The sequence below is a fragment of the Streptomyces sp. NBC_01497 genome, assembly GCF_036250695.1.
Taxonomy (GTDB): domain Bacteria; phylum Actinomycetota; class Actinomycetes; order Streptomycetales; family Streptomycetaceae; genus Streptomyces.
In genome coordinates this window covers 2,006,803-2,029,449 of the sequence record NZ_CP109427.1, presented here as the reverse complement: position 1 = coordinate 2,029,449, position 22,647 = coordinate 2,006,803, and the positions used below count along the sequence as shown (strand labels likewise).

The 22,647-nt window shown below is 72.3% G+C and carries 18 protein-coding genes and 1 pseudogene; 14 read left to right on the top strand and 5 right to left on the bottom strand.

Going from position 1 to position 22,647, the window contains the following annotated elements; translation table 11 throughout:
* Nucleotides 1-231 precede the first annotated feature (231 nt).
* Together OG310_RS08560 and OG310_RS08555 are read left to right on the top strand one after the other, a co-directional pair.
* Complete coding sequence (locus OG310_RS08560; protein ID WP_329455283.1) at nucleotides 232-963, top strand: response regulator transcription factor; 732 nt, start codon at nucleotides 232-234, stop codon at nucleotides 961-963.
* Nucleotides 964-985: 22 nt separating this feature from the next.
* Entirely contained in the window at nucleotides 986-2,386 is a 1,401-nt protein-coding gene (locus OG310_RS08555; RefSeq protein ID WP_329455282.1) for a sensor histidine kinase, read from the top strand.
* A 131-nt stretch (nucleotides 2,387-2,517) separates the two neighbouring features.
* On the opposite strand, the gene OG310_RS08550 is transcribed toward OG310_RS08555, so the two are convergent.
* On the bottom strand, nucleotides 2,518-3,519 hold the full coding sequence (locus OG310_RS08550) for a TAXI family TRAP transporter solute-binding subunit (protein WP_329455281.1): 1,002 nt from the start codon (nucleotides 3,517-3,519) through the stop codon (nucleotides 2,518-2,520).
* A 181-nt stretch (nucleotides 3,520-3,700) separates the two neighbouring features.
* The gene (locus OG310_RS08545) at nucleotides 3,701-4,831 is read right to left on the bottom strand and encodes a glycosyltransferase (protein WP_329455280.1); all 1,131 of its coding nucleotides are present in this window, start codon (nucleotides 4,829-4,831) and stop codon (nucleotides 3,701-3,703) included.
* A gap of 182 nt (nucleotides 4,832-5,013) precedes the next feature.
* On the opposite strand from OG310_RS08545, the gene miaB reads away from it, so the two are divergent.
* Both miaB and OG310_RS08535 read left to right on the top strand, forming a co-directional pair.
* Nucleotides 5,014-6,522, top strand: a complete 1,509-nt coding sequence (gene miaB / locus OG310_RS08540) for a tRNA (N6-isopentenyl adenosine(37)-C2)-methylthiotransferase MiaB (protein ID WP_329455279.1) — start codon at nucleotides 5,014-5,016, stop codon at nucleotides 6,520-6,522.
* Between the two features lie 191 nt (nucleotides 6,523-6,713).
* Nucleotides 6,714-7,454 carry a hypothetical protein gene (locus tag OG310_RS08535; protein WP_329455278.1) on the top strand — a complete coding sequence of 247 codons (741 nt, stop codon included), beginning with the start codon at nucleotides 6,714-6,716 and terminating at the stop codon, nucleotides 7,452-7,454.
* 80 nt (nucleotides 7,455-7,534) lie between these two features.
* Here OG310_RS08535 and OG310_RS08530 read toward each other — a convergent pair whose 3' ends face one another.
* Nucleotides 7,535-7,798 (bottom strand): antitoxin, encoded by a 264-nt coding sequence (locus OG310_RS08530; protein WP_329455277.1) that lies wholly within the window; start codon nucleotides 7,796-7,798, stop codon nucleotides 7,535-7,537.
* 136 nt (nucleotides 7,799-7,934) lie between these two features.
* Between OG310_RS08530 and miaA the strand changes: the two genes are divergently transcribed.
* The 4 genes and pseudogenes from miaA to OG310_RS08510 all read left to right on the top strand — a co-directional run bounded on the left by miaA (nucleotide 7,935) and on the right by OG310_RS08510 (nucleotide 11,328).
* Nucleotides 7,935-8,873: a tRNA (adenosine(37)-N6)-dimethylallyltransferase MiaA gene (gene miaA, locus OG310_RS08525; protein WP_329455276.1), complete on the top strand. Its 939-nt coding sequence runs from the start codon at nucleotides 7,935-7,937 to the stop codon at nucleotides 8,871-8,873.
* A 12-nt stretch (nucleotides 8,874-8,885) separates the two neighbouring features.
* A pseudogene (locus OG310_RS08520) lies at nucleotides 8,886-9,451 on the top strand (DUF5655 domain-containing protein); the annotation flags it as partial.
* 618 nt (nucleotides 9,452-10,069) lie between these two features.
* Nucleotides 10,070-10,192 carry a hypothetical protein gene (locus tag OG310_RS08515; protein ID WP_329455275.1) on the top strand — a complete coding sequence of 41 codons (123 nt, stop codon included), beginning with the start codon at nucleotides 10,070-10,072 and terminating at the stop codon, nucleotides 10,190-10,192.
* Nucleotides 10,192-11,328, top strand: coding sequence for a baeRF10 domain-containing protein (locus tag OG310_RS08510; RefSeq protein WP_329455274.1), 1,137 nt, complete (start codon nucleotides 10,192-10,194; stop codon nucleotides 11,326-11,328). Before OG310_RS08515 ends, OG310_RS08510 begins: the two co-directional genes overlap by 1 nt.
* Before the next feature lie 180 nt (nucleotides 11,329-11,508).
* Here OG310_RS08510 and OG310_RS08505 read toward each other — a convergent pair whose 3' ends face one another.
* Entirely contained in the window at nucleotides 11,509-12,036 is a 528-nt protein-coding gene (locus tag OG310_RS08505) for a hypothetical protein (protein WP_329455273.1), read from the bottom strand.
* Nucleotides 12,037-12,301: 265 nt separating this feature from the next.
* Here OG310_RS08505 and OG310_RS08500 point away from each other — a divergent pair, with 265 nt between their 5' ends.
* The 5 genes from OG310_RS08500 (at nucleotide 12,302) to hflX (ending at nucleotide 19,511) form a co-directional block, all read left to right on the top strand.
* Nucleotides 12,302-12,931 (top strand): hypothetical protein, encoded by a 630-nt coding sequence (locus tag OG310_RS08500; RefSeq protein WP_443078833.1) that lies wholly within the window; start codon nucleotides 12,302-12,304, stop codon nucleotides 12,929-12,931.
* A 94-nt stretch (nucleotides 12,932-13,025) separates the two neighbouring features.
* The gene (gene dapF / locus OG310_RS08495) at nucleotides 13,026-13,907 is read left to right on the top strand and encodes a diaminopimelate epimerase (RefSeq protein WP_329455272.1); all 882 of its coding nucleotides are present in this window, start codon (nucleotides 13,026-13,028) and stop codon (nucleotides 13,905-13,907) included.
* Nucleotides 13,908-14,058: 151 nt separating this feature from the next.
* Complete coding sequence (locus tag OG310_RS08490; RefSeq protein WP_329455271.1) at nucleotides 14,059-16,149, top strand: RelA/SpoT family protein; 2,091 nt, start codon at nucleotides 14,059-14,061, stop codon at nucleotides 16,147-16,149.
* A 116-nt stretch (nucleotides 16,150-16,265) separates the two neighbouring features.
* A complete protein-coding gene (locus tag OG310_RS08485) occupies nucleotides 16,266-17,864 on the top strand; it encodes a M1 family metallopeptidase (RefSeq protein ID WP_329455270.1) in 1,599 nt (532 codons plus the stop codon).
* Nucleotides 17,865-18,002: 138 nt separating this feature from the next.
* Nucleotides 18,003-19,511: a GTPase HflX gene (gene hflX, locus OG310_RS08480; protein WP_329455269.1), complete on the top strand. Its 1,509-nt coding sequence runs from the start codon at nucleotides 18,003-18,005 to the stop codon at nucleotides 19,509-19,511.
* Nucleotides 19,512-19,688: 177 nt separating this feature from the next.
* Here the strand turns inward: hflX and OG310_RS08475 are convergent, their stop codons facing one another.
* The gene (locus OG310_RS08475) at nucleotides 19,689-20,915 is read right to left on the bottom strand and encodes a trypsin-like serine peptidase (protein ID WP_443078583.1); all 1,227 of its coding nucleotides are present in this window, start codon (nucleotides 20,913-20,915) and stop codon (nucleotides 19,689-19,691) included.
* Between the two features lie 326 nt (nucleotides 20,916-21,241).
* On the opposite strand from OG310_RS08475, the gene OG310_RS08470 reads away from it, so the two are divergent.
* A complete protein-coding gene (locus tag OG310_RS08470; RefSeq protein WP_329455267.1) occupies nucleotides 21,242-22,624 on the top strand; it encodes a diaminobutyrate--2-oxoglutarate transaminase family protein in 1,383 nt (460 codons plus the stop codon).
* Nucleotides 22,625-22,647: the final 23 nt, after the last annotated feature.

Genomic DNA, 22,647 nt, shown 5'->3' with positions numbered 1-22,647 from the left:
TCGTGGGCTTGTCAGGGAACATAGGCAGCCGCTCCCACCGGCGTCAGTACATCTGAGCGAAGCTTGAGCATCACGGTCCGGCGGCACCGAACCGATGCCGCTCACCACTTCCGGTGACAGCGGTGGACGGCGTACCGGGTGGGTAACGGAAAGGCACGGGACCGGCATCCTGGGTGACGGCGGGGACATCATCGACTCGATGCCAGGGGCCCGACGGGGAGAGGGGGGCCGGTGAAACTGCTGCTCGTGGAGGACGACGACCACGTGGCCGCGGCACTGCGCGCGGTGCTCGCCAGGCACGGCTTCGAGAGCGTGCACGCGCGCTCGGGCGAAGAGGCGCTGCGGGCCCTGCTGCCCGCTCCCGGCGGCGGCCGGGCCGCGTTCGGGGTGGTGCTGCTCGATCTGGGCCTGCCCGACCAGGACGGCTTCCGGGTCTGCGACCGGATCAGGAAGGTCACCACCACCCCGGTGATCATCGTGACCGCGCGGGCCGACGTGCGCTCGCGCATCCACGGCCTGAACCTGGGTGCCGACGACTACGTCGTCAAGCCCTACGACATCGGTGAACTGCTGGCCCGCATCCACGCCGTCAGCCGTCGCGTACCGCTCCGGCGCGCGGGAGAGACGCCCGCGGCGGACGCTCCCGCCACCGCCCGGACCCAGACGCTCGGCCGCGTCACCCTGGAACCGCCGGCCCGCCGCGTCACCGTCGACGGCACCCCGGTCCCGCTCACCCGCAAGGAGTTCGACCTGCTGGCGCTGCTCGGCCGGCGGCCGGGTGTCGTCTTCCGTCGCGAGCAGATCATCAGCGAGGTGTGGCGGACCAGTTGGGAGGGCACGGGCCGCACGCTCGAAGTGCATGTCGCGTCGCTGCGGCAGAAACTCGGCATGCCGGAGCTGATCGAGACCGTACGCGGGGTGGGCTACCGGCTCGCCGTGCCCGCCGCCCCGCAGACCGCCTGAGACCTCGGGTACGGGACCTCGCGTGCGCTCCCGGTTGCTGCCGCTGCTGATGGTCCTGATGGCGGCCGTGCTGCTCGCTCTGGGTTTCCCGCTGGCCCTGAGCCGGGCCGCCGCCCAGCAACAGCGCCTGGTCGTCGACCGCATCGACGACACCGCACGGATGGCGGCGCTGGCCCAGTTCGTCACGGACGACACGGGCTCCGCCACCGGCCGCGGGGAGCGCCGCGCCACCCTGGCCGCCGAACTCGCCCGCTCCTACGAGGTCTACGAGATCAGGGCCGGCGTCTTCCTGCGCGACGGCGCCGCCGTGGCGAAGGCACCGGCCGCATGGGGGCTGCCCGCGGCGGGGGAAGGGCGCGCCGCTTTCCGCGAGGCGCTGCTCGGCCGTCGCAGCGAGGACCCCGAGCAGGTCTGGCCCTGGCAGGACCGCAGGCTCTTCGTCGCCTCGCCGGTCGTCCGGGACGGTGACGTCGTCGCCGTCGTCGTCACCGACTCGCCCACCGGCCGGCTGCGTTCCCGAGTGCTGCGCGGCTGGCTGCTGATCGCGGCGGGCGAGTCCGTGGCGATGCTGGTCGCGATAGGTGCCGCGGCCCGTCTCGCCGGCTGGGTACTGCTGCCCGTACGGGTCCTGGACGCGGCCACGCACGCCATTGCCACCGGGCGGATGAAGGCACGGGTGGCCGCGGCCGGCGGGCCGCCCGAACTGCGCCGCCTGGCCCGCTCGTTCAACGAGATGGCCGACAACGTCGAGCAGGTGCTGGAGCAGCAGCGGGCCTTCGTCGCCGATGCCTCGCACCAGTTGCGCAACCCGCTGTCCGCGCTGCTGCTGCGGATCGAACTCCTCGCGCTGGAACTCCCGCGCGAGAACGAGGAGATCGCGTCCGTACGGACCGAGGGCATGCGGCTCGGCACCGTACTGGACGGCCTGCTCGACCTGGCGCTCGCCGAACACGCGCGGGCCGAGGCGATCCTGACCGATGTCGGCGCCCTCGCCGGGGAGCGCGTCGGCGCGTGGACGGCGCTCGCCGCCGAGCGGGGGGTACGGCTGGACTGGCGGGGCGCGGCGGTCACCGCGTGGGTGGATCCGGTCGCACTGTCCAGCGCCCTGGACGCCGTCATCGACAATGCGCTGAAGTTCACTCCGTCGGGGGAATCGGTGGTGGTCAGCGCCGGGTCGTCGGGCGACACGTCGACCATCGTGGTGGAGGACGGCGGCCCCGGGCTCACCGACGAGGAGCTGACCAGGATCGGGGACCGGTTCTGGCGCAGCGGCCACCACCAGAACGTCGCGGGCTCCGGTCTCGGCCTGTCGATCGCGCGCGCCCTGGTCGCCGGATGGGGCGGCACCCTCACCCATGCGCGCGGGGAACGCAGGGGGCTGCGGGCCACCCTCACCCTGCCCCGGTCCGCACCGCCCCGCTGAGCCCGCCAGGACCGGGCCGAACGGTCGGGGGCTTTCCGCCCGGCGCCGCCTCCCGGTTCCGCCCGGCGCGAGCGCACGAGCCATTCCGGATCTCTGGCCTCACGGCGTCACGGCGTCACCGCCTCGCCGCGTCATGGCTTCGCGGAGCGGTAGTAGCGGAGTGCCCCCTCGTGCAGCGGCAGCGGGTCGGTGTAGATCGCGGTCCGCAGGTCGACCAGCTGCGCCGGGTGGACCTCGCGGCCGATCCTGTCCCTGCTGTCGATCACGGCCCTGGTGAACCCCTTCGTCAGGGCCGCGTCGACACGGTCCGTCGTGACCAGCAGGTTCGCCACCGCCACGGTCGGCACCACATCCGGGCCCCCGGGGCTCCCGTACGCGTCGGCGGGTATGCCCGCCGAGCGGTAGTGGCTCCCGTCGGTACCCGTCGCCGCGTGCAGCCGTCCGACGAGTTCCGGCTGCAGCGGCACCAGGCGTACCGGGAAGCGCTCCGCGAGCGCCCGCACGGCCGCGGTGGGCAGGCCGCCCGTCCAGAAGAACGCGTCGAGGCGGCCCGACTCCAGCTCGCCCGGCATCCGGTCGATGCCGTGGAGGACTTCGGTGAGGTCCCCTGCCGGGTCGAGCCCCGCCGCGCGCAGCAGCCGGTCGGCGACGAGCCGTACGCCGGAACCCCGCTGCCCGACGCCCACCCGCAGCCCTCGCAGTCCGGCCGCGGAGCGCACCGGTGAGCCGCGGGGGACGACCAGTTGCACGTAGTCGTCGTAGAGCCGGGCGCAGGCCCGCAGCCGCTGCCGGCCGGCGGGGTGCTCACGCTGGTACGCGGCGACCACGTCCGCCGTCGCGAAGGTGAACTGCGCCGTGCCGGACGCCACCCGCTCCAGGTTCTGCCCCGAACCCTCGCTAGGGACCAGTTCCACCCGCACGTCCGGCAGGTCCCGGCGCAGGTACTCCTCCAGCAGGTCGCCGTACTTGTGGTAAACGCCCGAGGGGACGCCGGTACTGAAGACGGCGGAGCCGTGCGGCGACGGGTCGCTCCGCGGTGCCACCCGGCACACCAGCAGCGCCGCCACCACGGTGAACACGGCCACTGCTGACGCGGCGCGGCGTCGGCTTCGGCGGGATTCGGCGCAGGGCATGCGCTGATCCTTCCAGCAGCGGCCCACCTCGGACCAGGGCGCGAACGGGCCGTTGCACGCCGTCGTCGCTGGGGCCGTCGTGTCCGGGAAGAGCCCTGCGGTTCACGCGGTCGGGCCGCCCCGGGCCCGGCCGTGCACCGGGGCCGTCCTCGCATGGGTGCGGCAGCCTGGTGGTTCGCCGTCAGGACGGGCCGGCCAGCGTCGCGGCCACCTCGTCCGGTGACGGCATCGCGGCGATCTCGGCGGCGACCGTCCGCGCCGCACGGCGGTAGGAGGGCTCCGCCACGAGTTCCGCCACGGCAGCCACCGTGGCCTCGGCCGTGGCGGCCCCGCCTGTGAGTCCGATCGCGGCACCCGCACCGGCCGCGCGTTCCGTGTGCGTGAACTGGTCGGCGCCCTGCGGCAGGAGCACCATCGGGAGCGCCTCGGACAGGGTGCCCAGCACGGTGCCCGCCCCGCCGTGCGCCACGACCAGGTCGGCGCCGTCCAGCAGGTCCACGAGCGGCGCGAACGGCTCGTACGCCACGGGACCAGGGGCGGTCGCGAAGCCGTCGCTGGGACCGTCCTGGCCGACCGTGACGCGCACGGCCGCGCCCGTACCGGCGAGCGCACGGACCACGGGACCGACCACGGGGACGCCGGAGTAGGCCGTGCCGAAGGTCACCAGCACCCGGGGGGAGCCCGACGGCCAGCTCAGGGCCCGGGTCGCGGCGCCGTCGGGCGCGTGATGCGGCTCGGGCCGCATCGGCAGGCGCCCGGCGGACGGTGCGGCGCCCTCGCCGCCGGACAGGCCGGGGGGGCACACGTCGAGCACGTGGGCCGGCGGCCCGGGCGTCAGCCCGCGCGCACGGTAGCGGGGGGCCACCTTCCGGGCGGCTGCCCGCTCGAAGGTGGGGGAGACGCCGGGACCGAGGGTGACGACCACGGTGGGTACGCCGAGTTCGGCGGCGATCAGCGGCGCCGCGTAGTCGTACGGGTCGTGCACGATCAGCTCGGGCCACCACTGCGTGGCCGCGGCCAGCAGGTCGGTCACCGACATGTCGACCCTGGTGCCGGCCAGCGCCTCGATCTCGGCCTCGGGCGTCGGCGCGGTGAGCAGGTCGACACCGCAGAGGCGATGCACCTCCGCGACCACCGTGGCCGTGTCCGCGCCCGCCGCGAACATCCGGAACGGCTCCGCCGAGAAGACCGGCATGAACGAAGCAGGAAGCGCCAGTACGACGTCGTCCCCTCGGCGGTGGAAGGCGCGCGCCAGCGGAAGGAGTGGCAGCGTGTGGCCGTACAGGGAGACCCCGCTGAACATAACCCGCATATCGGTCATGCTAGGCCGGATCGGCCGCCTGTGGCTCATCGCCCGACCGGTCTGCGTCCCCCCAGCCCCGCCGTGACGGCCCCGCCGCCCGCGGTCGGCAGCCGGCTTCGCGGCCGGGCCTCGCCGGCCGCCGGTGGCTGCCCCGGCTTGGGCAGCCACCCGCACGGCCTACCCTTGTTCGCATGAGCAGCAGTGAGCCGGTCCAGACCGTGGGCGCCAACCGAAGCTATGCGATCCGCACCTACGGGTGCCAGATGAACGTCCACGACTCGGAACGGCTCTCGGGACTGCTGGAGGACGCCGGCTATGTCCGCGCTCCCGAGGGCGAGGAGGAGGCGGACGTCGTCGTCTTCAACACCTGCGCCGTACGGGAGAACGCCGACAACAAGCTGTACGGCAACCTCGGTCGTCTCGCCCCCGCCAAGACCCGGCGGCCCGGCATGCAGATCGCGGTGGGCGGGTGTCTCGCGCAGAAGGACCGCGACACCATCGTGAAGCGGGCGCCCTGGGTGGACGTCGTCTTCGGCACGCACAACATCGGCAAACTGCCGGTCCTGCTGGAACGCGCCCGCGTCCAGGAGGAGGCGCAGATCGAGATCGCCGAGTCGCTGGAGGCCTTTCCCTCCACGCTGCCCACCCGCCGCGAGTCGGCGTATGCCGCGTGGGTGTCGATCTCGGTCGGCTGCAACAACACCTGCACCTTCTGCATCGTGCCCGCGCTGCGCGGCAAGGAGAAGGACCGCAGGCCCGGTGACATCCTCGCGGAGATCGAGGCGCTGGTCGGCGAGGGCGTCTCGGAGATCACCCTGCTCGGGCAGAACGTCAACGCGTACGGTTCCGACATCGGCGACCGGCAGGCCTTCTCCAAGCTGCTGCGCGCCTGCGGCACGATCGAGGGCCTGGAGCGCGTCCGGTTCACCTCGCCCCACCCGCGGGACTTCACCGACGACGTGATCGCCGCGATGGCCGAGACGCCGAACGTGATGCCGCAGCTGCACATGCCGCTGCAGTCGGGTTCGGACACCGTCCTGCGCGCGATGCGCCGCTCGTACCGGCAGGACCGCTACCTCGGCATCATCGAGAAGGTGCGGGCAGCCATCCCGCACGCCGCCATCTCCACCGACATCATCGTGGGTTTCCCCGGCGAGACCGAGGAGGACTTCGAGCAGACGATGCACGTGGTGCGCGAGGCCCGGTTCGCGCAGGCGTTCACCTTCCAGTACTCCAAGCGCCCTGGCACCCCTGCGGCGGACATGGACGGGCAGATCCCCAAGCGGACCGTCCAGGAGCGCTACGAGCGTCTTGTCGCTCTCCAGGAGGAGATCTCCTGGCAGGAGAACAAGAAGCAGGTCGGCCGCACCCTTGAGGTCATGGTCGCCGAGGGCGAGGGCCGCAAGGACGACGCCACCCACCGGCTCTCCGGCCGCGCCGCCGACAACCGCCTCGTCCACTTCACCAAGCCCGGTCAGGACGTGCGTCCGGGTGACATGGTCACCGTGGACATCACCTACGCGGCCCCGCACCACCTGCTCGCCGAGGGGCCGACGAGCGCGGTACGGCGGACGGCGTCAGGGGACGCCTGGCAGCGCCGCACGACGCGGGAGACGGAGCCCACGGGCGTCATGCTCGGGCTGCCGACCATCGGGGTCCCGGCTCCGCTCCCGGTGGCGGACGGCTGCGCCGCGGTCTGACCTCAGAACCGCTCCGGCCCCCGGGACCACCGCGATCCCGGGGTCGCCCTGCTCCCGGGACCACCGCGATCCCGGGACCGGACGCCGGCCCGGTGCACGTGCGCCGCGTACGGCCGCGGCGTGCCGCCCGCGACGGGGCGGCCGGTGGCGGTCTCACCCCCGGCGTGATCGCCGGGGGTTAGGGTCGCAGCATGCTGGTCGCCGCTGCCGTATGCCCCTGCCCGCCGCTGCTCGTGCCCGAGGTCGCCGCGGGGGCCGCCCCCGAGCTGGACGCCGCCCGCACGGCCGCCTGGGACGCGCTCGCCGTGCTGGCCGCGGCGCGGGCGGACCGGCTCGTCGTGGTCGGCCCCGCGGGTACCGTCCAGGCGGGCGGCTACCCCGCGGGCGCCAGGGGCGGTTTCCGTGGTTTCGGTGTGCCCCTCGACGTGGCGCTGCCCACGCCGGGCCGTGGCACGGACCGCGCGGACGACCCGCGTGGGGCGTCCCGCGGCGCGCTGCCGGAATCCCTGGCCGTCGCGGCCTGGCTGCTGGATCGGGTCGGCTGGGCGCAGTCCGCCCCCACGGCGCTCGCCGTCGCCGACGGCGAGGACCCGGACGCCTGCCTCGCCGCCGGGCACGAGATCGCGGCCGCCGCACCGCGCGTGGCGCTCCTGGTGATGGGGGACGGCAGCTCCTGCCGCACGCTCAAGGCGCCCGGCTACCTGGACGAGCGGGCGGAGGGCTTCGACGCGTCCGTCGCGACGGCGCTCGGCGCGGCCGACACCGCCGCGCTGGCCGCCCTCGACGCCGCTCTCGCCCGCGAGTTGCTCGTCGCCGGACGCGCGCCCTGGCAGGTCCTCGCGGGCGCCGCCGGGGGCGCCTCACTCACGGGACGGCTGCTGTACGAAGAGGCGCCCTACGGCGTCGGCTACTTCGTGGCGGCCTGGTCGTAGAGCGCCTCTCTGGGCGCGTCCCGCGCCGGTGCCCGAAGCCGACGGAGCGGGTGCGTGAAGCGGGTGCGTGAAGCGCGGATCTAGCGCGTCTCGTCCGGGTGCGGCACGCCGTCCGGCCCGTCGCCGTCGCTGTCGCCCCGCTGGGACATGCGGTCGATGGCGCCCTTCGCCTTGTCCGTGCCCGCGTCGATGCGATCGCTGTACTTGCCGCCGGTCCGCTGGTCGACGGTGCGCGCGGCCTTGTCCAGGCCCTGACCGATCCGGTCGCCGTGCTGCGCCGCCAGATCGGACACCTTGTCCCGCGCCGGCGACAGCCTGGCCTTCAGCGAATCCTTGAAGCCCATACGGCACCTTCCGTCCCGAGGAATCGAAGAATCGAAGAATCGATCCATACCTGAGCAAAGGGTACGGCGCGGGCGTGCGTCGCGCACAAGGCCCATCCGGTCGGGACCCGCCCGGCGCGTTTGGGAGACTGGAGCCGTGACAAGCGCAGCTCCCGCCCCCCGGGTCATCGCCGTCGTCGGTCCCACCGCGGCGGGCAAGTCGGATCTCGGCGTTCATCTCGCCCGCCAGCTCGGCGGTGAGGTCGTGAACGCCGACTCCATGCAGCTCTATCGGGGCATGGACATCGGTACCGCCAAACTGGCCGAGGAGGAGCGCGCGGGCGTCCCCCACCACCTCCTGGACATCTGGGACATCACCGAGGCCGCGAGCGTCGCCGAGTACCAGCGGCTCGCACGCGCCGAGATCGACCGCCTGCTGGCCGCGGGCCGCGTCCCCGTCCTGGTGGGCGGCTCAGGCCTGTACGTACGCGGCGTGATCGACGCCCTCGACTTCCCGGGCACGGACCCGGAGGTCCGCGCGCGACTGGAGGCCGAACTGACGCTGCGCGGCTCCGGCGTGCTGCACGCTCGTCTCGCCGCCGCCGACCCCCGCGCCGCCGAGGCGATCCTGCCGAGCAACGGCCGCCGCATCGTGCGGGCGCTGGAGGTGATCAAGATCACCGGGCAGCCCTTCACCGCGAACCTCCCGGGCCACGACGCCGTGTACGACACCGTGCAGATCGGGGTCGACGTGCCCCGTCCCGAACTCGACGCGCGCATCGCGCTCCGCGTCGACCGGATGTGGGAAGCGGGGCTCGTTGACGAGGTGCGGGCACTTGAGGAGCGCGGTCTGCGGGACGGCCGTACGGCCTCCCGTGCCCTGGGCTACCAGCAGGTGCTGTCCGCACTCGCCGGCGCGTGCACCGAGGACGATGCGCGCGGGGAGACCGTACGGGCCACGAAGCGTTTCGCGCGCCGCCAGGACTCCTGGTTCCGCAGGGATTCGCGCGTGCACTGGCTCGATGGGACCGAGGGGTCGACAGGCAAGCTCCGGGACCACGCCCTGGCATTGATCGAACGGGCGGTCACAGCCTGATCACGTGACGCGACGGCGGCGTCCCAGGTGCTGTGGAGCAGCCCGCGCGTGATCTGTATCGCCGGCGGCTTCACGCGCTACGACGTGCATGCCGTGCGCGAGCACCGGCGGTCGATCGACCTTGTCCGCCACCGACTCTTCGGCCGCGACCTGCTCGGGCTCGAGACCGTGGCGTCCGTGAGCGGCGGCATACAGGTGGTCCGCCGGGCGCGGCGCCAGGCGGTTGCCCGAGCGGCGAGCGACGTTCAGGGTGCGTCGATGGCGCTGCTGGCGGGCGCGGTCGACGAGGCACTGCTGGGGCTCGGGAACGGCGTGAACCGCGTCGAGCGTAAGCAGTGCCGCGCGTACCGGGGGCTGCGGAACTTCGCCTGCCGTCTGTCCGCCCCAGCGGAGCAAGCTCCAAGCTCCTGGTCTACCTGAAGGTCGACCCGCGGCTTGTAGACCTCGTTCCTGGGTTCACCCGGGACGTGTCCGGTCTCGGCCATCGCGGGACGGGTGATTTGGAGGTGCAGATCCGCACGCCGGGAGACGTGGATCGTGCGCAGAGTCTCTTCCGGGCGAGCTACGTGGCAGCCTGATCGTTTGAGGCACCGTAGCCAGCCGTCAGCGGGTGCCTGGCACTCGTTCAGTGGTCGTGTCGATGGTGGCCGTCCGACGTGCGGGTGGATGGTGGCGGTGGACTATCAACGGTCCCTGGGATTGCCGGTGTGGCTAACCGGCAATCCCCGCGCTACGTTGCCGGGCCGTTTTGCTGGTGCTACGGGAAGCTCTTGGGCGATGCCGTGAAGCGGGTAGGCCTTGGCCATGCCGGGCCCCCGTCACCGGAGTGGGCTATGGGGCTGCGGCCCGGTCGGCATCTCTCAGCGATACCAAGCTGCAATGGACCTCGACCTGGTCGGCCAGGAGACATGGACCGGCCGGCGCTCGCGATGAAGCCGCCCAACTCGGGTGAGAGCGGGGCGCCTTCGTCGACCAGTCCACGCCCGGGCGTGGACTGGTCGACCGCACCATCGAGGTCCTGGCTGGCTGGGCGGTTTCGTTTGGATCAGTGGGACGTTGATCTGGGCATGTCGCTGACTGACGCCCAGTGGGCGCGGATCGAGCCGTTACTTCCGGACCGGACGCCGAAGAGAGGTGGCCCTGGCGGGATCACCGTGAGGTGATGCGATCGCCTTCAAGTTCCGGACGGGAACGCGGTGGGTCCACCTGCGGGCAGCCCGGAGTGGCTGAACTGGGTCACGCTGCGGTTGCTGCTCCTGCGTCCACCGCGTTACCTGGAACGGGGCGGAGCGAGGCTCACGGAGCGCGAGGAGCAGTGATGATCACGCAAGACCAGGTCGATCGAATTCTCCGGCTGGACGGGAACGGACTTCCGTTGGTCTCGCTCTACATCCCCGCGGAACCGGACAGGACGGGGCGCCGCGCGTTCCTGACCCGGGTGGCGAGCCTGCTGGACCGCATCCGGCCCCTCGCGGAGGATCGCTCACTTGAGCACGCCGCGCGGCTCTCGCTCCGCGACGACATCGCGAAGATCGGGAAATCGCTCGAAGAGGAGCCCCACCGACCGGGCGCTGTCGCCGTCTTCTCCTGTAGCGGCAACGGCGTCTACGAGCAGGTGTGGCTGCCGCGAAGCGTCCGTGAACGCATCGTGGTGGACGCAGATCCGTACGTCCGTCCGATGCTGGGCGTGCTCGACGAGTACTACCGCACCTGCGCGGTCATCGTGGACAAGGGGACCGGTCAGGTCTGGGAGCACTACCTCGACGAGGCCCGGGAGCTGGAGAAGATCCGCGACCGTACGCTGCGCAAGCCCAACTACGCCGCGGGGCTCGCCGAGGACCGGGTCCGCAACAAGGCCGACGAGCTCAGCAAACGGCACTACCGGCGGCTCATCGGCGAGCTGAAGCAGCTGTTCGGGACCGGGCGCTTCGACCTGCTCGTCGTCGGCGGCCACTCTTATGAGGTACCGGTCTTCATCGAATTCCTCCCGCGTGAACTGCGGGACCGGCTCATCGGCAGCTTCACCGTCGACCGTGAGACCGCCACGCCTGCGGACATCAAGCAGAAGGTGCAGGAGCTCGTCTCCGACCACGCACACCAGGAGCAGCGACAGCTCGTCGGCGAGATCCTCGAAGCCAGGGCGGCCCGGCAGCCCTCCGCCGTCGCGCTCGACGAGACGCTGTGGGCGGCCTCGCTGGCCGCGATCCGGACGCTGGCGGTGGACGAGGAGGCGGTTGCCCCAGGCGTCGTCTGCGACCGGGACGGGCTGCTTGCGCGCTCGGGAAAGACCTGCCCGCTCTGCGGGGAGCCGCTGCGCGAGGTCCCCGACATCATCAACGAACTGACCGAGACCGTCATCGACGACGGCGCCGAGGTACGGCACATCGAGCCGGAGACAGAACTTCGCACGCACCAGGCCGGGGCCCTGCTGCGCTTCGAACTTCCCCCACAGTAGGCCGGCGCGGGATAGTCCGGATCCTTCGATCACCTCGCACAGTAGAAGAAGTGGCCACCCGCCCGGCTGACCTGCGTCGTTGCAGCCCTGTGAGGCGCTGACCAGTGCAAAGTCCTTTTCCTGTCTTTCAACGTCTCGCTGACTGATGCGGAGCAAAGTCCCAGGAAAGTCCCAGGGCTTCTACTGGTGGAAGCCTTGTCGGCGCGTACCTCCGCGTACATGGGCGGAGTCGAGGACTGCGCCTGCGAGGTCGAGCGGGCCGTGCGCAGGAGGCCGACCTGTTCCTTGGTGCGGATCACGGTGGGGCCTGGGCGGTACTCGGGCGGGCTTGGCGGTGATGAAACGTTCAACCACGAAGCTGTCGAAGGTGTGCATCTTCCGCGACCCGATCTCCGGGTAGGAGTGGGTGCGCAGCCGGGACTCGGTCGCGGCTTTCGTGCTGCCGGTGAGGCCGCGCTTGCGGGCGAACCACGCCTTCGCGTACTCCTCGAAGATCATCTCGCCGAGGGTCTCCTGCTGCTCGGCGATGGTCTTCGGGGTGGTCTTGCGAGCCGTATATAGCTCGATCAAACGGTCGATCGCACTGTACTGGTTGGAGTAGCCGAACTCCTCGGCCTGCTTCCCCCGGCTGTTGCGGAAGCGGATCGTATGGAGGTGCGGGCACCTCGACGGCCGGCGACACTCGCAGGTCTTGAAGAAGCTCCCCATACCCCGCGCAAGCTTGTTCGACAGGGCTTCTCCTTCGGGCTGGTCGCGGCCGGTCAATCCGGCGCTGACCTGCGGCTATTGCTGACCTCTCGCTGACTGGCCGACCGGCAACAGGCGTCTGACCTGCATAACCCTAAAGCGGGGCTATAACAGCCTGATCACGTGATGGCATCGGGACGCCCCGGCCGTCATTTCGGCGACTGACGGCGTGCCATCATCGAGCATCGATCCACCCGTGGAGTCCGAGTTGGGAGGGCGCGTGGCGATGGAAGCCGGCCCTCGCGATCCCCAGTCGGCGACGCGGGACGTGCCCGAAGTCTCCGACGACGACGGGCCACCGCCTGCGGTCCTCCCGGCTCCGCCGCGCACACCGCCGCCGGCCGGCGTGTCGCCGCACGTCGCGGTCGACGCGGACGGTCTGGTCCAGGACGGTCCCGTGCCCGGCGGCCTCGCGGGCCCCGGCCCGTCGGACGGCGCGGCGGTCCCGGGCGCTCTCACCTCCGACGGCCTCACCTCCGACGGCCCGGACGAGCAGGACCCGGCGGCCGAGCAGGTCACCGAGGTCGAGGTGGAGCTCAGACCGCAGGGCAAGTTCCGCATCTGGCAGATCGCGCCCATCGTGATACTGGCCGGTGTCGGGTCCCTGATGTTCGCGTTCCCGCTCGCCTTCGGTACGGGCGACGGCGGTTCCGTGACGGCCATGCTGGGCCTCCTCCTGGGCTGCTGCGCCGCGGGCTGGGGCATGACGGCCGCCCGCAAGGTCGGCTACACCTGGCCGGGCCTGCCGTCCAAGGCGTCCGGCGAACGCGCCGACCGGCGCTTCGTGGCGCTCTACGTGGCGGTCGCCGCGATCGTCGTGGCACTCGCCGTGTGGCGCGTGGCGCGGTTGCGCTGAGCTACGGCTCCTCCCTGAGCTACGGCTCCTCTCGGAGCGTCCGCTCCGTGGGCGCCGTCGCCGCATGTCGCCGGTGGCTTCTACGATGGGACGCGTGACCACCACAGCGACCACGCCCCTGGCGTTCCTCAAGGGACACGGCACGGAGAACGACTTCGTGATCCTGCCGGACCCGGACAACGCGCTCGACCTGCCTCCGGGGCTCGTGGCCGCGCTCTGCGACCGCAGGGCGGGTGTCGGGGCGGACGGCGTGCTGCACATGGTGCGCTCCGCGGCCCACCCCGAGGCGCGCGCGATGGCCGGCGAGGCCGAATGGTTCATGGACTACCGCAACGCCGACGGTTCCGTCGCGGAGATGTGCGGCAACGGCGTGCGCGTCTTCGCCCGCTGCCTCCAGCGCGCCGGGCACGTCGGGGCGGGCGATCTCGCGGTCGCCACCCGTGGCGGGGTCAAGCAGGTCCACCTCGCCAAGGACGGAGACGTCACGGTCCGCATGGGGCGCGCCGCCCTCCCGGACGACCGCGTGGAGGTCGCCGTGGGCGCCCGCAGCTGGCCCGCGTACAACGTCAACATGGGTAACCCGCACGCGATCGCCTTCGTCGAGGAGCTGACGCACGCGGGAGACCTGCTCACCACACCCGAGTACACCCCGGCGGGCGTCTACCCCGACGGGGTCAACGTCGAGTTCGTCGTCGACAGGGCCCCGGGCCATGTCGCGATGCGGGTCCACGAGCGCGGTTCGGGCGAGACCCGGTCGTGCGGTACCGGCGCGTGCGCCGTGGCCGTCGCGACGGCGCGCAGGGACGGCGTGGACCCGGCCGTGACCGGCAGGCCCGTCACGTACACGGTGGACCTGCCCGGCGGCCGGCTCGTGATCACGGAGCACCCCGACGGCGAGATCGAGATGACGGGCCCCGCCGTCATCGTCGCCGAAGGGCACATCGCCCCGGAATGGCTCGAATCGGCCTTCGGTTGAGACATGCAGACGTTCGCTTGAACGGGTGATCCGTTTCACGCTGAACGAGTGCAGGTCTGGTCCACGTGGTGGGCTCGATAGCATCAAGCACCGGCCCGGAGGGCGTGACCCTGTCCCTCGAACCGCCGGTCGATCCTGCCCGGAGGTGCCCATGAGTGCAGAGGCCACCAGCCCTGGTGTCCATGGCCGCAGGCGCGGCCTGCCCCGTATCGACCTCCGCAGGCTGGGCAGGGCCGCTCTGCTCGGCCCCGCGTCGCGCGATCGGCTGCCCGATGCCATAGGACATGTCGCGGAGGCGCACCGGGCGCATTTCCCGGACGCCGACCTGTCGGTCCTGCACCGCGCGTACGTGCTCGCCGAGGCGTCGCACCGCGGCCAGTACCGCAAGAGCGGTGAGCCGTACATCACCCATCCGCTCGCCGTCACGCTGATCCTCGCGGAGCTGGGCGCGGAGACCACCACCCTGACCGCCGCCGTCCTGCACGACACGGTCGAGGACACGGATGTCACGCTCGACCAGGTCGGCAGCGAGTTCGGCGAGGAGGTCCGCTATCTCGTCGACGGCGTGACCAAGCTGGAGAAGGTCGACTACGGCGCCGCAGCCGAGCCCGAGACGTTCCGGAAGATGCTCGTCGCCACCGGTAACGACGTCCGGGTCATGTCGATCAAACTCGCCGACCGGCTCCACAACATGCGCACGCTCGGCGTGATGCGCCCCGAGAAGCAGGAGCGGATCGCCAAGGTCACCCGGGACGTCCTCGTCCCCCTCGCTGAACGCCTCGGCGTGCAGGCCATCAAGTCCGAGCTGGAGGACCTGGTCTTCGCCATCCTCGACCGGGAGGACGCGGCCCGCACCCGCACCCTGATCTCCGAGAACGCCTCCGCCGGCGACGCGCTCGCCGCGACCGCCCAGGACATGCGCCGGGTGCTGCGCGAGGCCGGCATCTCCGGCGAGGTGCTGGTCAGGCCGCGCCACCTGGTCTCGGTGTACCGATCGCGCCTCAAACGCGGTGAGCTGCGCGGTACGGACTTCGGCCGGCTGCTCGTCCTCGTCTCCGAGGACGCCGACTGCTACGCGGTCCTCGGCGAGCTCCATACGTGCTTCACGCCGGTGATCTCCGAGTTCAAGGACTTCGTCGCCGCGCCCAAGTTCAACCTGTACCAGTCACTGCACACCGCCGTCGTCGGCCCCGACGGCGCCGTCGCCGAGGTGCTGATCCGTACGCACCAGATGCACAAGGTCGCGGAGGCGGGCGTCGTCGCGCTGGGCAACCCGTACGCACCGGGGCCGGCCGCGGGCGACACGGCGGCGGAGGGCCCGGACGGCGAGCGTATCGACCCCACGCGGCCCGGCTGGCTCTCCCGGCTGCTGGAGTGGCAGCAGTCCGCGCCGGACTCCGACACGTTCTGGAAGACGCTCCGCGCCGACCTCGCGCAGGACCGCGAGATCACCGTCTTCCGCGCCGAGGGCGGCATGCTCGGCCTGCCGGCGGGGGCGACCTGCGTCGACGCCGCGTACGCGCAGTACGGCGAGGCGGCGCACCGATGTCTCGGCGCCCGCGTCGGCGGCCGCCTCGTCGCGCTGGGCACGGTCCTCAAGGACGGCGACACCGTACAGATCCTGCTCGCCCACGACGCGGCGTCGGGCCCGTCGCCCGAGTGGCTGGAGCACGCCCGCACGCCCGCCGCGCGCATCGCGATCACCGGCTGGCTCGCGGCCCACCCCGACGAGGCGGCCCTGCCCGATGCCTCGCCCCGGCCGCCCGCCGTCCTCTCCGCGGGCCCGCGCGGCGCCGTCGGCGTCGTCAGCGAACTGCCGGACGCGCCCGTACGGCTCGCGGGCTGCTGTACGCCCGTACCGCCCGACGAGATCACCGCCTTCCAGGTGCGGGGCGGTACCGTCACCGTCCACCGCACCGGGTGTCCCGCCGTCGCGAGGATGACCACCCGCTCACCGGTGGCCGTCAGCTGGGCCGCCGGTGACACCGCCGAGTGCCAAGTGACGCTGCGCGCCGAATCGTTCGGCCGCCCCCGGCTGATGGCCGATCTGACCGACGCGATGTCCACCGCGGGCGCCGCCATCATCTCGGCCACCGTCGAGCCGCCCAGCAGGCAGCGCGTCCGGCACACGTACACCGTCCAACTCGCCGACGCGGCGCTGCTGCCGGGCCTGATGCGCGCCATGCGGGACGTGCCCGGTGTCTACGACGTGAGCCGCGCCACGCAGCCCGCCGAAGCGTGAGGCCCGGCGCCCGGCCGGCCGCCTGGCGTCCACGTACGGCCCGCGACTGACCCCTTTCGGCTGAGAGGGTCGCGCGCCGCCCCCACGGGCCGCGTGCGCCCTGGTAGCGGTGAGGGATGCTCCTCACCTCCCGCCGGCTGCGCGCCGTGCTGCTCGCCGCCGCGTCGGCCTCCCTCGTCGCCGCGGTGCTGCCCGCGCCCGGGCCGCTCGGCATCGGCGACCGTCTCTTCCCGTACCTCGGCAACCCGGGGTACGACGTCCGCGCGTACGACATCGGCCTCACCTACACCGGCGACAGCGCCAGGTCACTGGACGCGGTCACCACCATCGACGCCACGGCGACGGACCGCCTCGACCGCTTCAATCTCGACTTCACCCACGGGACCGTCCGCTCGGTGCGCGTCAACGGCAGGCCTGCCGCTTTCGCCACCGCCGGTGAGGACCTCGTCGTCACCCCGTCCGAGCCCGTGGCGCCCGGCGATCCGCTGCGGGTCACCGTCCGTCACACCAGCGAGACCGGCGGGGCCGCCGGCGCGGGCGGCTGGGTCAGGACCACGGACGGCCTGGTGATGGCCAATCAGGCCAACGCCGCGCACCGCGTCTTCCCCTGTGACGATCACCCCGACGACAAGGCGTTCTTCACGTTCCACGTCTCGGCGCCCAAGAAGCTCACGGTCGTCGCGAACGGTGACGAGGTCGCGAGGACGGCCGACGGCGCGGACACCACCTGGACGTACCGCACCAGCCACCCCATGGCCACCGAACTCGCGCAGGTCTCCATCGGCACCTCCGCGGTCATCCACCGCACGGGCCCGCACGGCCTGCCCGTGCGGGACGTCGTGCCGGCTGCCGACAAGGCACGGCTCGAACCGTGGCTCGCCAAGACGCCCGGCATGATCCAGTGGATGGAGCAGCGCGTCGGGCGCTACCCCTTCGAGGACTACGGCGTGCTCATCGCGGGCGCCGACACCGGCTTCGAACTGGAGACGCAGACACTGTCGCTGTTTGAGCGGAACATGTTCATCGGCGGCGGCTACCCGGAGTGGTACGTCGACTCGGTGCTCGTGCACGAGCTGTCGCACCAGTGGTTCGGCGACAGCGTCTCCCCGCACCGCTGGTCCGACGTCTGGCTCAACGAGGGGCACGCCACCTGGTACGAGGGCACGTACGCGGAGGAGCACGGCGGGCCCACCTTCGAGAGCCGCATGCGCGAGGCGTACGCCGAGTCGGACGACTGGCGCGCCGCCGGCGGCCCGCCCGCCAGGCCCAAGGCGCCCGTCGCGGGTCAGCCCATCAGCATCTTCCGGCCGGTCGTCTACGACGGGAGCGCGCTGGTGCTGTACGCGCTGCGCCAGGAGGTGGGTGCCGACACGTTCTCCCGCATCGAACGCGACTGGGTCAGCGACCACCGCGACGCGTCGGCCTCCACCGCCGACTTCGTCGCGCTGGCCTCGCACGACGCCGGCCGCGACCTGACCGGCTTCTTCGAGGGCTGGCTGTACGGGGCGAAGACGCCCCCCATGCCCGGGCACCCCGACTGGCGGCCCGCGGCCCCCGCGCACACCGGCGCGAAGCCCGAGCAGCACGGGGCCGCGCCGCAGGCGCACACGGCCCGGCCCGGGCAGCAGGGGGTGAAGAGGCTGCTGCCGGGCGCGTTCGCCGGTCCGGCCGCACCGGACGGGTACGGCGCGATGACGGCCGGTGGCGGTGTGTGAAACCCGCGTGACGGCGGACGTGCGCCATGTCACCATCGACGTGTCGACATCGCCGGTCGGGGGGGAATCAATCCCTCAGGCCCGGCGTTGACCTGTTCGACGCCGTGATTTTCGGCATCCCGACGACGTAAGGACCCAATGACCTCCTCTTCCTCCTCCTCCTGGGACGCGAACAACTCCGCGGCGGGCCGTCCGGCGGATCCCCGTACCGACAGCCTCCGGGCCGATGCCCTGATGGAGGAGGACGTCGCCCGGAGCCGCGAGATCGACCAGGACCGCGACGGCGACCAGTTCGACCGGTCGGACCGGGCCGCGCTCCGGCGCGTGGTGGGCCTGTCCACCGAGCTGGAGGACGTCACCGAGGTCGAGTACCGGCAGCTTCGCCTGGAGCGTGTGGTGCTGGTCGGCGTCTGGACGTCCGGCACGCTGGCCGACGCGGAGAACTCCCTCGCGGAGCTCGCCGCCCTCGCGGAGACCGCGGGCGCGCTCGTCCTGGACGGCGTGGTGCAGCGGCGCGACAAGCCCGACCCCGCCACGTACATCGGCTCCGGCAAGGCCAGGGAGCTGCGGGACATCGTCCTCGACAGCGGCGCCGACACGGTGGTGTGCGACGGTGAGCTGAGCCCCGGCCAGCTGATCCACCTTGAGGACGTCGTCAAGGTGAAGGTCGTCGACCGCACGGCACTGATTCTCGACATCTTCGCCCAGCACGCCAAGTCCCGTGAGGGCAAGGCACAGGTCGCACTCGCGCAGATGCAGTACATGCTGCCGAGGCTGCGCGGCTGGGGCCAGTCGCTGTCCCGGCAGATGGGTGGCGGCGGCAGTGGCGGCATGGCCACCCGCGGTCCCGGTGAGACCAAGATCGAGACGGACCGGCGCAGGATCCGCGAGAAGATGGCGAAGATGCGCCGGGAGATCGCGGAGATGAAGACCGGCCGCGAGATCAAGCGCCAGGAGCGCAAGCGCCACCGGGTGCCGTCCGTCGCCATCGCCGGTTACACCAACGCGGGCAAGTCGTCCCTGCTCAACCGCCTCACGGGCGCCGGTGTCCTGGTGGAGAACGCGCTGTTCGCCACGCTGGACCCGACGGTGCGGCGGGCCGAGACGCCCGGCGGGCGCCTGTACACCCTCGCGGACACCGTGGGCTTCGTCCGGCACCTGCCGCACCACCTGGTGGAGGCGTTCCGCTCCACGATGGAGGAGGTCGGCGAGGCCGACCTGATCCTGCACGTGGTGGACGGTTCGCACCCGGTGCCCGAGGAGCAGCTCGCCGCCGTGCGCGAGGTCGTGCACGACGTCGGCGCGAAGGACGTACGCGAGATCGTCGTCGTCAACAAGGCCGACGCGGCGGACCCGTTGGTGCTCCAGCGGCTGCTGGGCGCCGAGCGCAACGCGATCGTCGTGTCGGCGCGTACCGGCGAGGGCATCGCGGAGCTGCTGGCCCTGATCGACGCCGAGCTGCCGCGGCCCGAGGCCGAGGTCGAGGTGCTCGTCCCCTACACGCTGGGCGCGCTGGTCTCCCGGGTGCACGCGGAGGGCGAGGTGCTGTCCGAGGAGCACACCCCGGAGGGCACGCAGCTCAAGGCACGGGTGCACGAGGAACTGGCGGCGGCGCTCGCGCCGTACACGCCGGCAGCGGCGCACTGACACGAGGCGCGTGAGACACGGGCAGGGCCCGTGCCCCCGGAATCCCGGGAGCACGGGCCCTGCTTCTCGTGGTGGCGCCCGCTTCCCGCGCGCCCGGATCGCCGCGCGGCCCGTTGGGCGGCGGGCCGGGGGGCCCGCGCGGACCGCCGGCGGGACCGCCACCCACGGACCGCCGTGCTACTGCGAGGCGAACTTCTTGCTGACGCCGTCGTAGATGCCCTGGGCGTCCTTGCCGAGGTGCGGCCCCGCCAGCCAGCCCGCCGTCACCGGGCCGATCGACGTGTTCGACACCAGCGCGGGCTTCCCGTCGTCACCCGTCGCGAACCAGCCGCCGCCCGAGGCGCCGCCGGTCATGCTGCAGCCGACGCGGTACTCCGTCGGCTCCGACGCGGTCAGCGAGAGCCGTCCCGGCCTGCCCGCGCACTGGTACAGCTTCTGGCCGTCGTACGGCGGCGCCGCCGGGTAGCCGTTGGCCGTGATCGTCGTGATGTCCGGGACGGCGGGCGCGTTGAAGTCCACGGGCATGGCCGCACCCACCGTCTCCTGCAGCGACTTGCCGCTCCCGCCCTTCTCCGGTGTCACGTGCAGCACCGCGAAGTCGTAGGGCGAGCCGTGTCCGCCGGTCTCCGAGCCCTCGGCGATCCACTGCGAGGACGTCTCGGCCCAGTCGGCCCACCAGACGCCGTACGGGGCCAGGTCCTTCTCGCCCGCCCCCTTCAACTGGGCCGTCGGCAGGCCCTTGTCGTTGTACGACGGGACGAAGGCGATGTTGCGGTACCAGCCGCCGCTCTTGCCCGCGTGCACGCAGTGGCCCGCCGTCCAGACCATGTCGGACTTACCGGGGTGCGCCGGGTCCGTCACCACCGTGGCCGAGCAGACCATCGAGCCCTGCGGCCCGTCGAAGAACAACTTGCCCTCGACCGGCACGCTGCTCGCGTACGGGGTCGCCGCCTCCCGCGCCTGCACCGGCGCGGGTTCGGGGTCGGTGACGCCCTGGTCACCCGAGATGTCGTGCGCCTGGACCGGTGCTTCCGCGGGCTGCTCGGCCTTGCGCATCCGGTCCGGGTTCCACAGCCCCTGGATGATCGGGTTGACGAAGTCCTGCGCCTGGCGCAGCCACTGGTCCCGGTCCCAGTTCTTCCACTCGCCGTGCTTCCACTTGTCCAGGTCGATGCCGTGCTGCTTGAGCTTGTCCTTGAGGTCGTCCGGGATGGTGATCTTCGGGTCGGCCGCGGCCGGGGAAGCGGACGCCGAGGACGCGGCCGCGGAGGCGCCGTCGTCGCTCGGCCCGCAGGCCGTCGCGGTCAGCGCGAGGGTCGCGGCGGCGGCCGTGGCCGCCAGCACGCGCACCCCGCGCCTGACGCCCGCCGGGCGTGGGACGGACATCGGAGCGATCGGTCGCATGTGGGTTCCCCCTGGAACGGTCGGGCGGGACGAGAGGTACGCGTGGACACGCGGTGACGTGCACGGGTACGTGGAACTGCCCGCCGGCATGCGGAACATGACGGCGGAACGGCCCCACTATGCCGTTGCCATGACACACGGCGCACGGCAGGTCCATGGTTCGGTCCGGGCACGGCGGCCAAGGATCTTCGCGGCACCCGTGATCCCCCGCTCCCGGCGTCGTTGGTACCAGAAGGGGACACGGCCAGCGTTCACTGCCGGGGGCCCGGCGGTCGAGCCGCGTACGGACGTGCGACGCAACTGTGACAGCCGGAGGACCGAAGGACATGGCCGTGACCGAGCCGACCAACATCCCGCCGGTGGCGGAGACCGTTGCCCATGAAGACATCCTCCGCCGTCAGTCGCAGCGCGAATCGGCGGCCCGTACCTACGCCAGGTCGCTGCCGATCGTGCCCGTGCGGGCCCGCGGCCTGACCATCGAGGGCGCCGACGGGCGCCGCTACCTGGACTGCCTCTCCGGCGCGGGCACGCTCGCCCTGGGGCACAACCACCCCGTCGTGCTGGCGGCGATCAGGAAGGTCCTCGACTCGGAGGCCCCGCTGCACATCCTGGACATCGCCACCCCCGTCAAGGACGCCTTCGTCACCGAGCTGTTCTCCACGCTGCCGGCCGGGCTGGCGGAGCACGCCCGGATCCAGTTCTGCGGACCGGCGGGCACCGACGCCGTCGAGGCCGCGCTGAAACTCGTACGGACGGCGACGGGACGGCAGGGCATGCTCGCCTTCACCGGCGCCTACCACGGCATGACCGAGGGCGCGGTTGCCGTGTCCGGCGGGGCGCGGGACGTCCGGGTGACCCGCCTGCCCTACCCGCAGGACTACCGCTGCCCGTTCGGCATCGGCGGTGAGCACGGGGCGGAGCTGTCCGCCCGCCTGACGCAGAGTCTGCTGGACGACCCCAAGAGCGGGGTGCCGCAGCCCGCCGGGATGATCGTGGAGCCGGTCCAGGGCGAGGGCGGTGTGCTGCCCGCCCCGGACACGTGGCTGCGCCGGATGCGGGAGATCACCGCGGAGCGCTCCATCCCGCTGATCGCCGACGAGGTGCAGACAGGCGTCGGCAGGACGGGTACGTTCTGGGCCGTGCAGCACAGTGGCATCGTCCCCGACGTGATGGTGCTCTCCAAGGCCATCGGAGGCTCGCTCCCGCTCGCCGTGATCGTGTATCACGAGGACCTCGACCTGTGGCGCCCGGGCGCCCATGCCGGCACGTTCCGCGGCAATCAGCTCGCGATGGCCGCGGGCGCGGCGACACTCGCGTACGTCCGGGAGAACGGTCTCGCGGAGCGGTCCGCGGTCCTCGGCGCGCGGATCATCGGCCGCCTCCAGGGCCTGGCGGCGGAACATCCCTGCATCGGGGACGTACGCGGCCGCGGTCTGATGATCGGCTTGGAGATCGTCGATCCCGAGGCGGAAACCGGCGGCGGACCGGCCCTCGCCGACCCGGAGCTCGCCCGGGCCGTGCGGCAGGCCTGCCTCGACCGCGGGCTCATCGTCGAGCTCGGTGGCCGCGACGGCGCGGTCGTCCGCCTGCTGCCACCGCTCACCCTCACCGACGAACAGGCCGAGGCCGTACTCGACCGGTTTGCCGACGCCTTGGCGTCCGCCGAGCGGGCCGCCCTCGCGCGCACGTCCGCAGGACGGTCGCAGTGACCCCGGACCCCGGATCCGCAAAG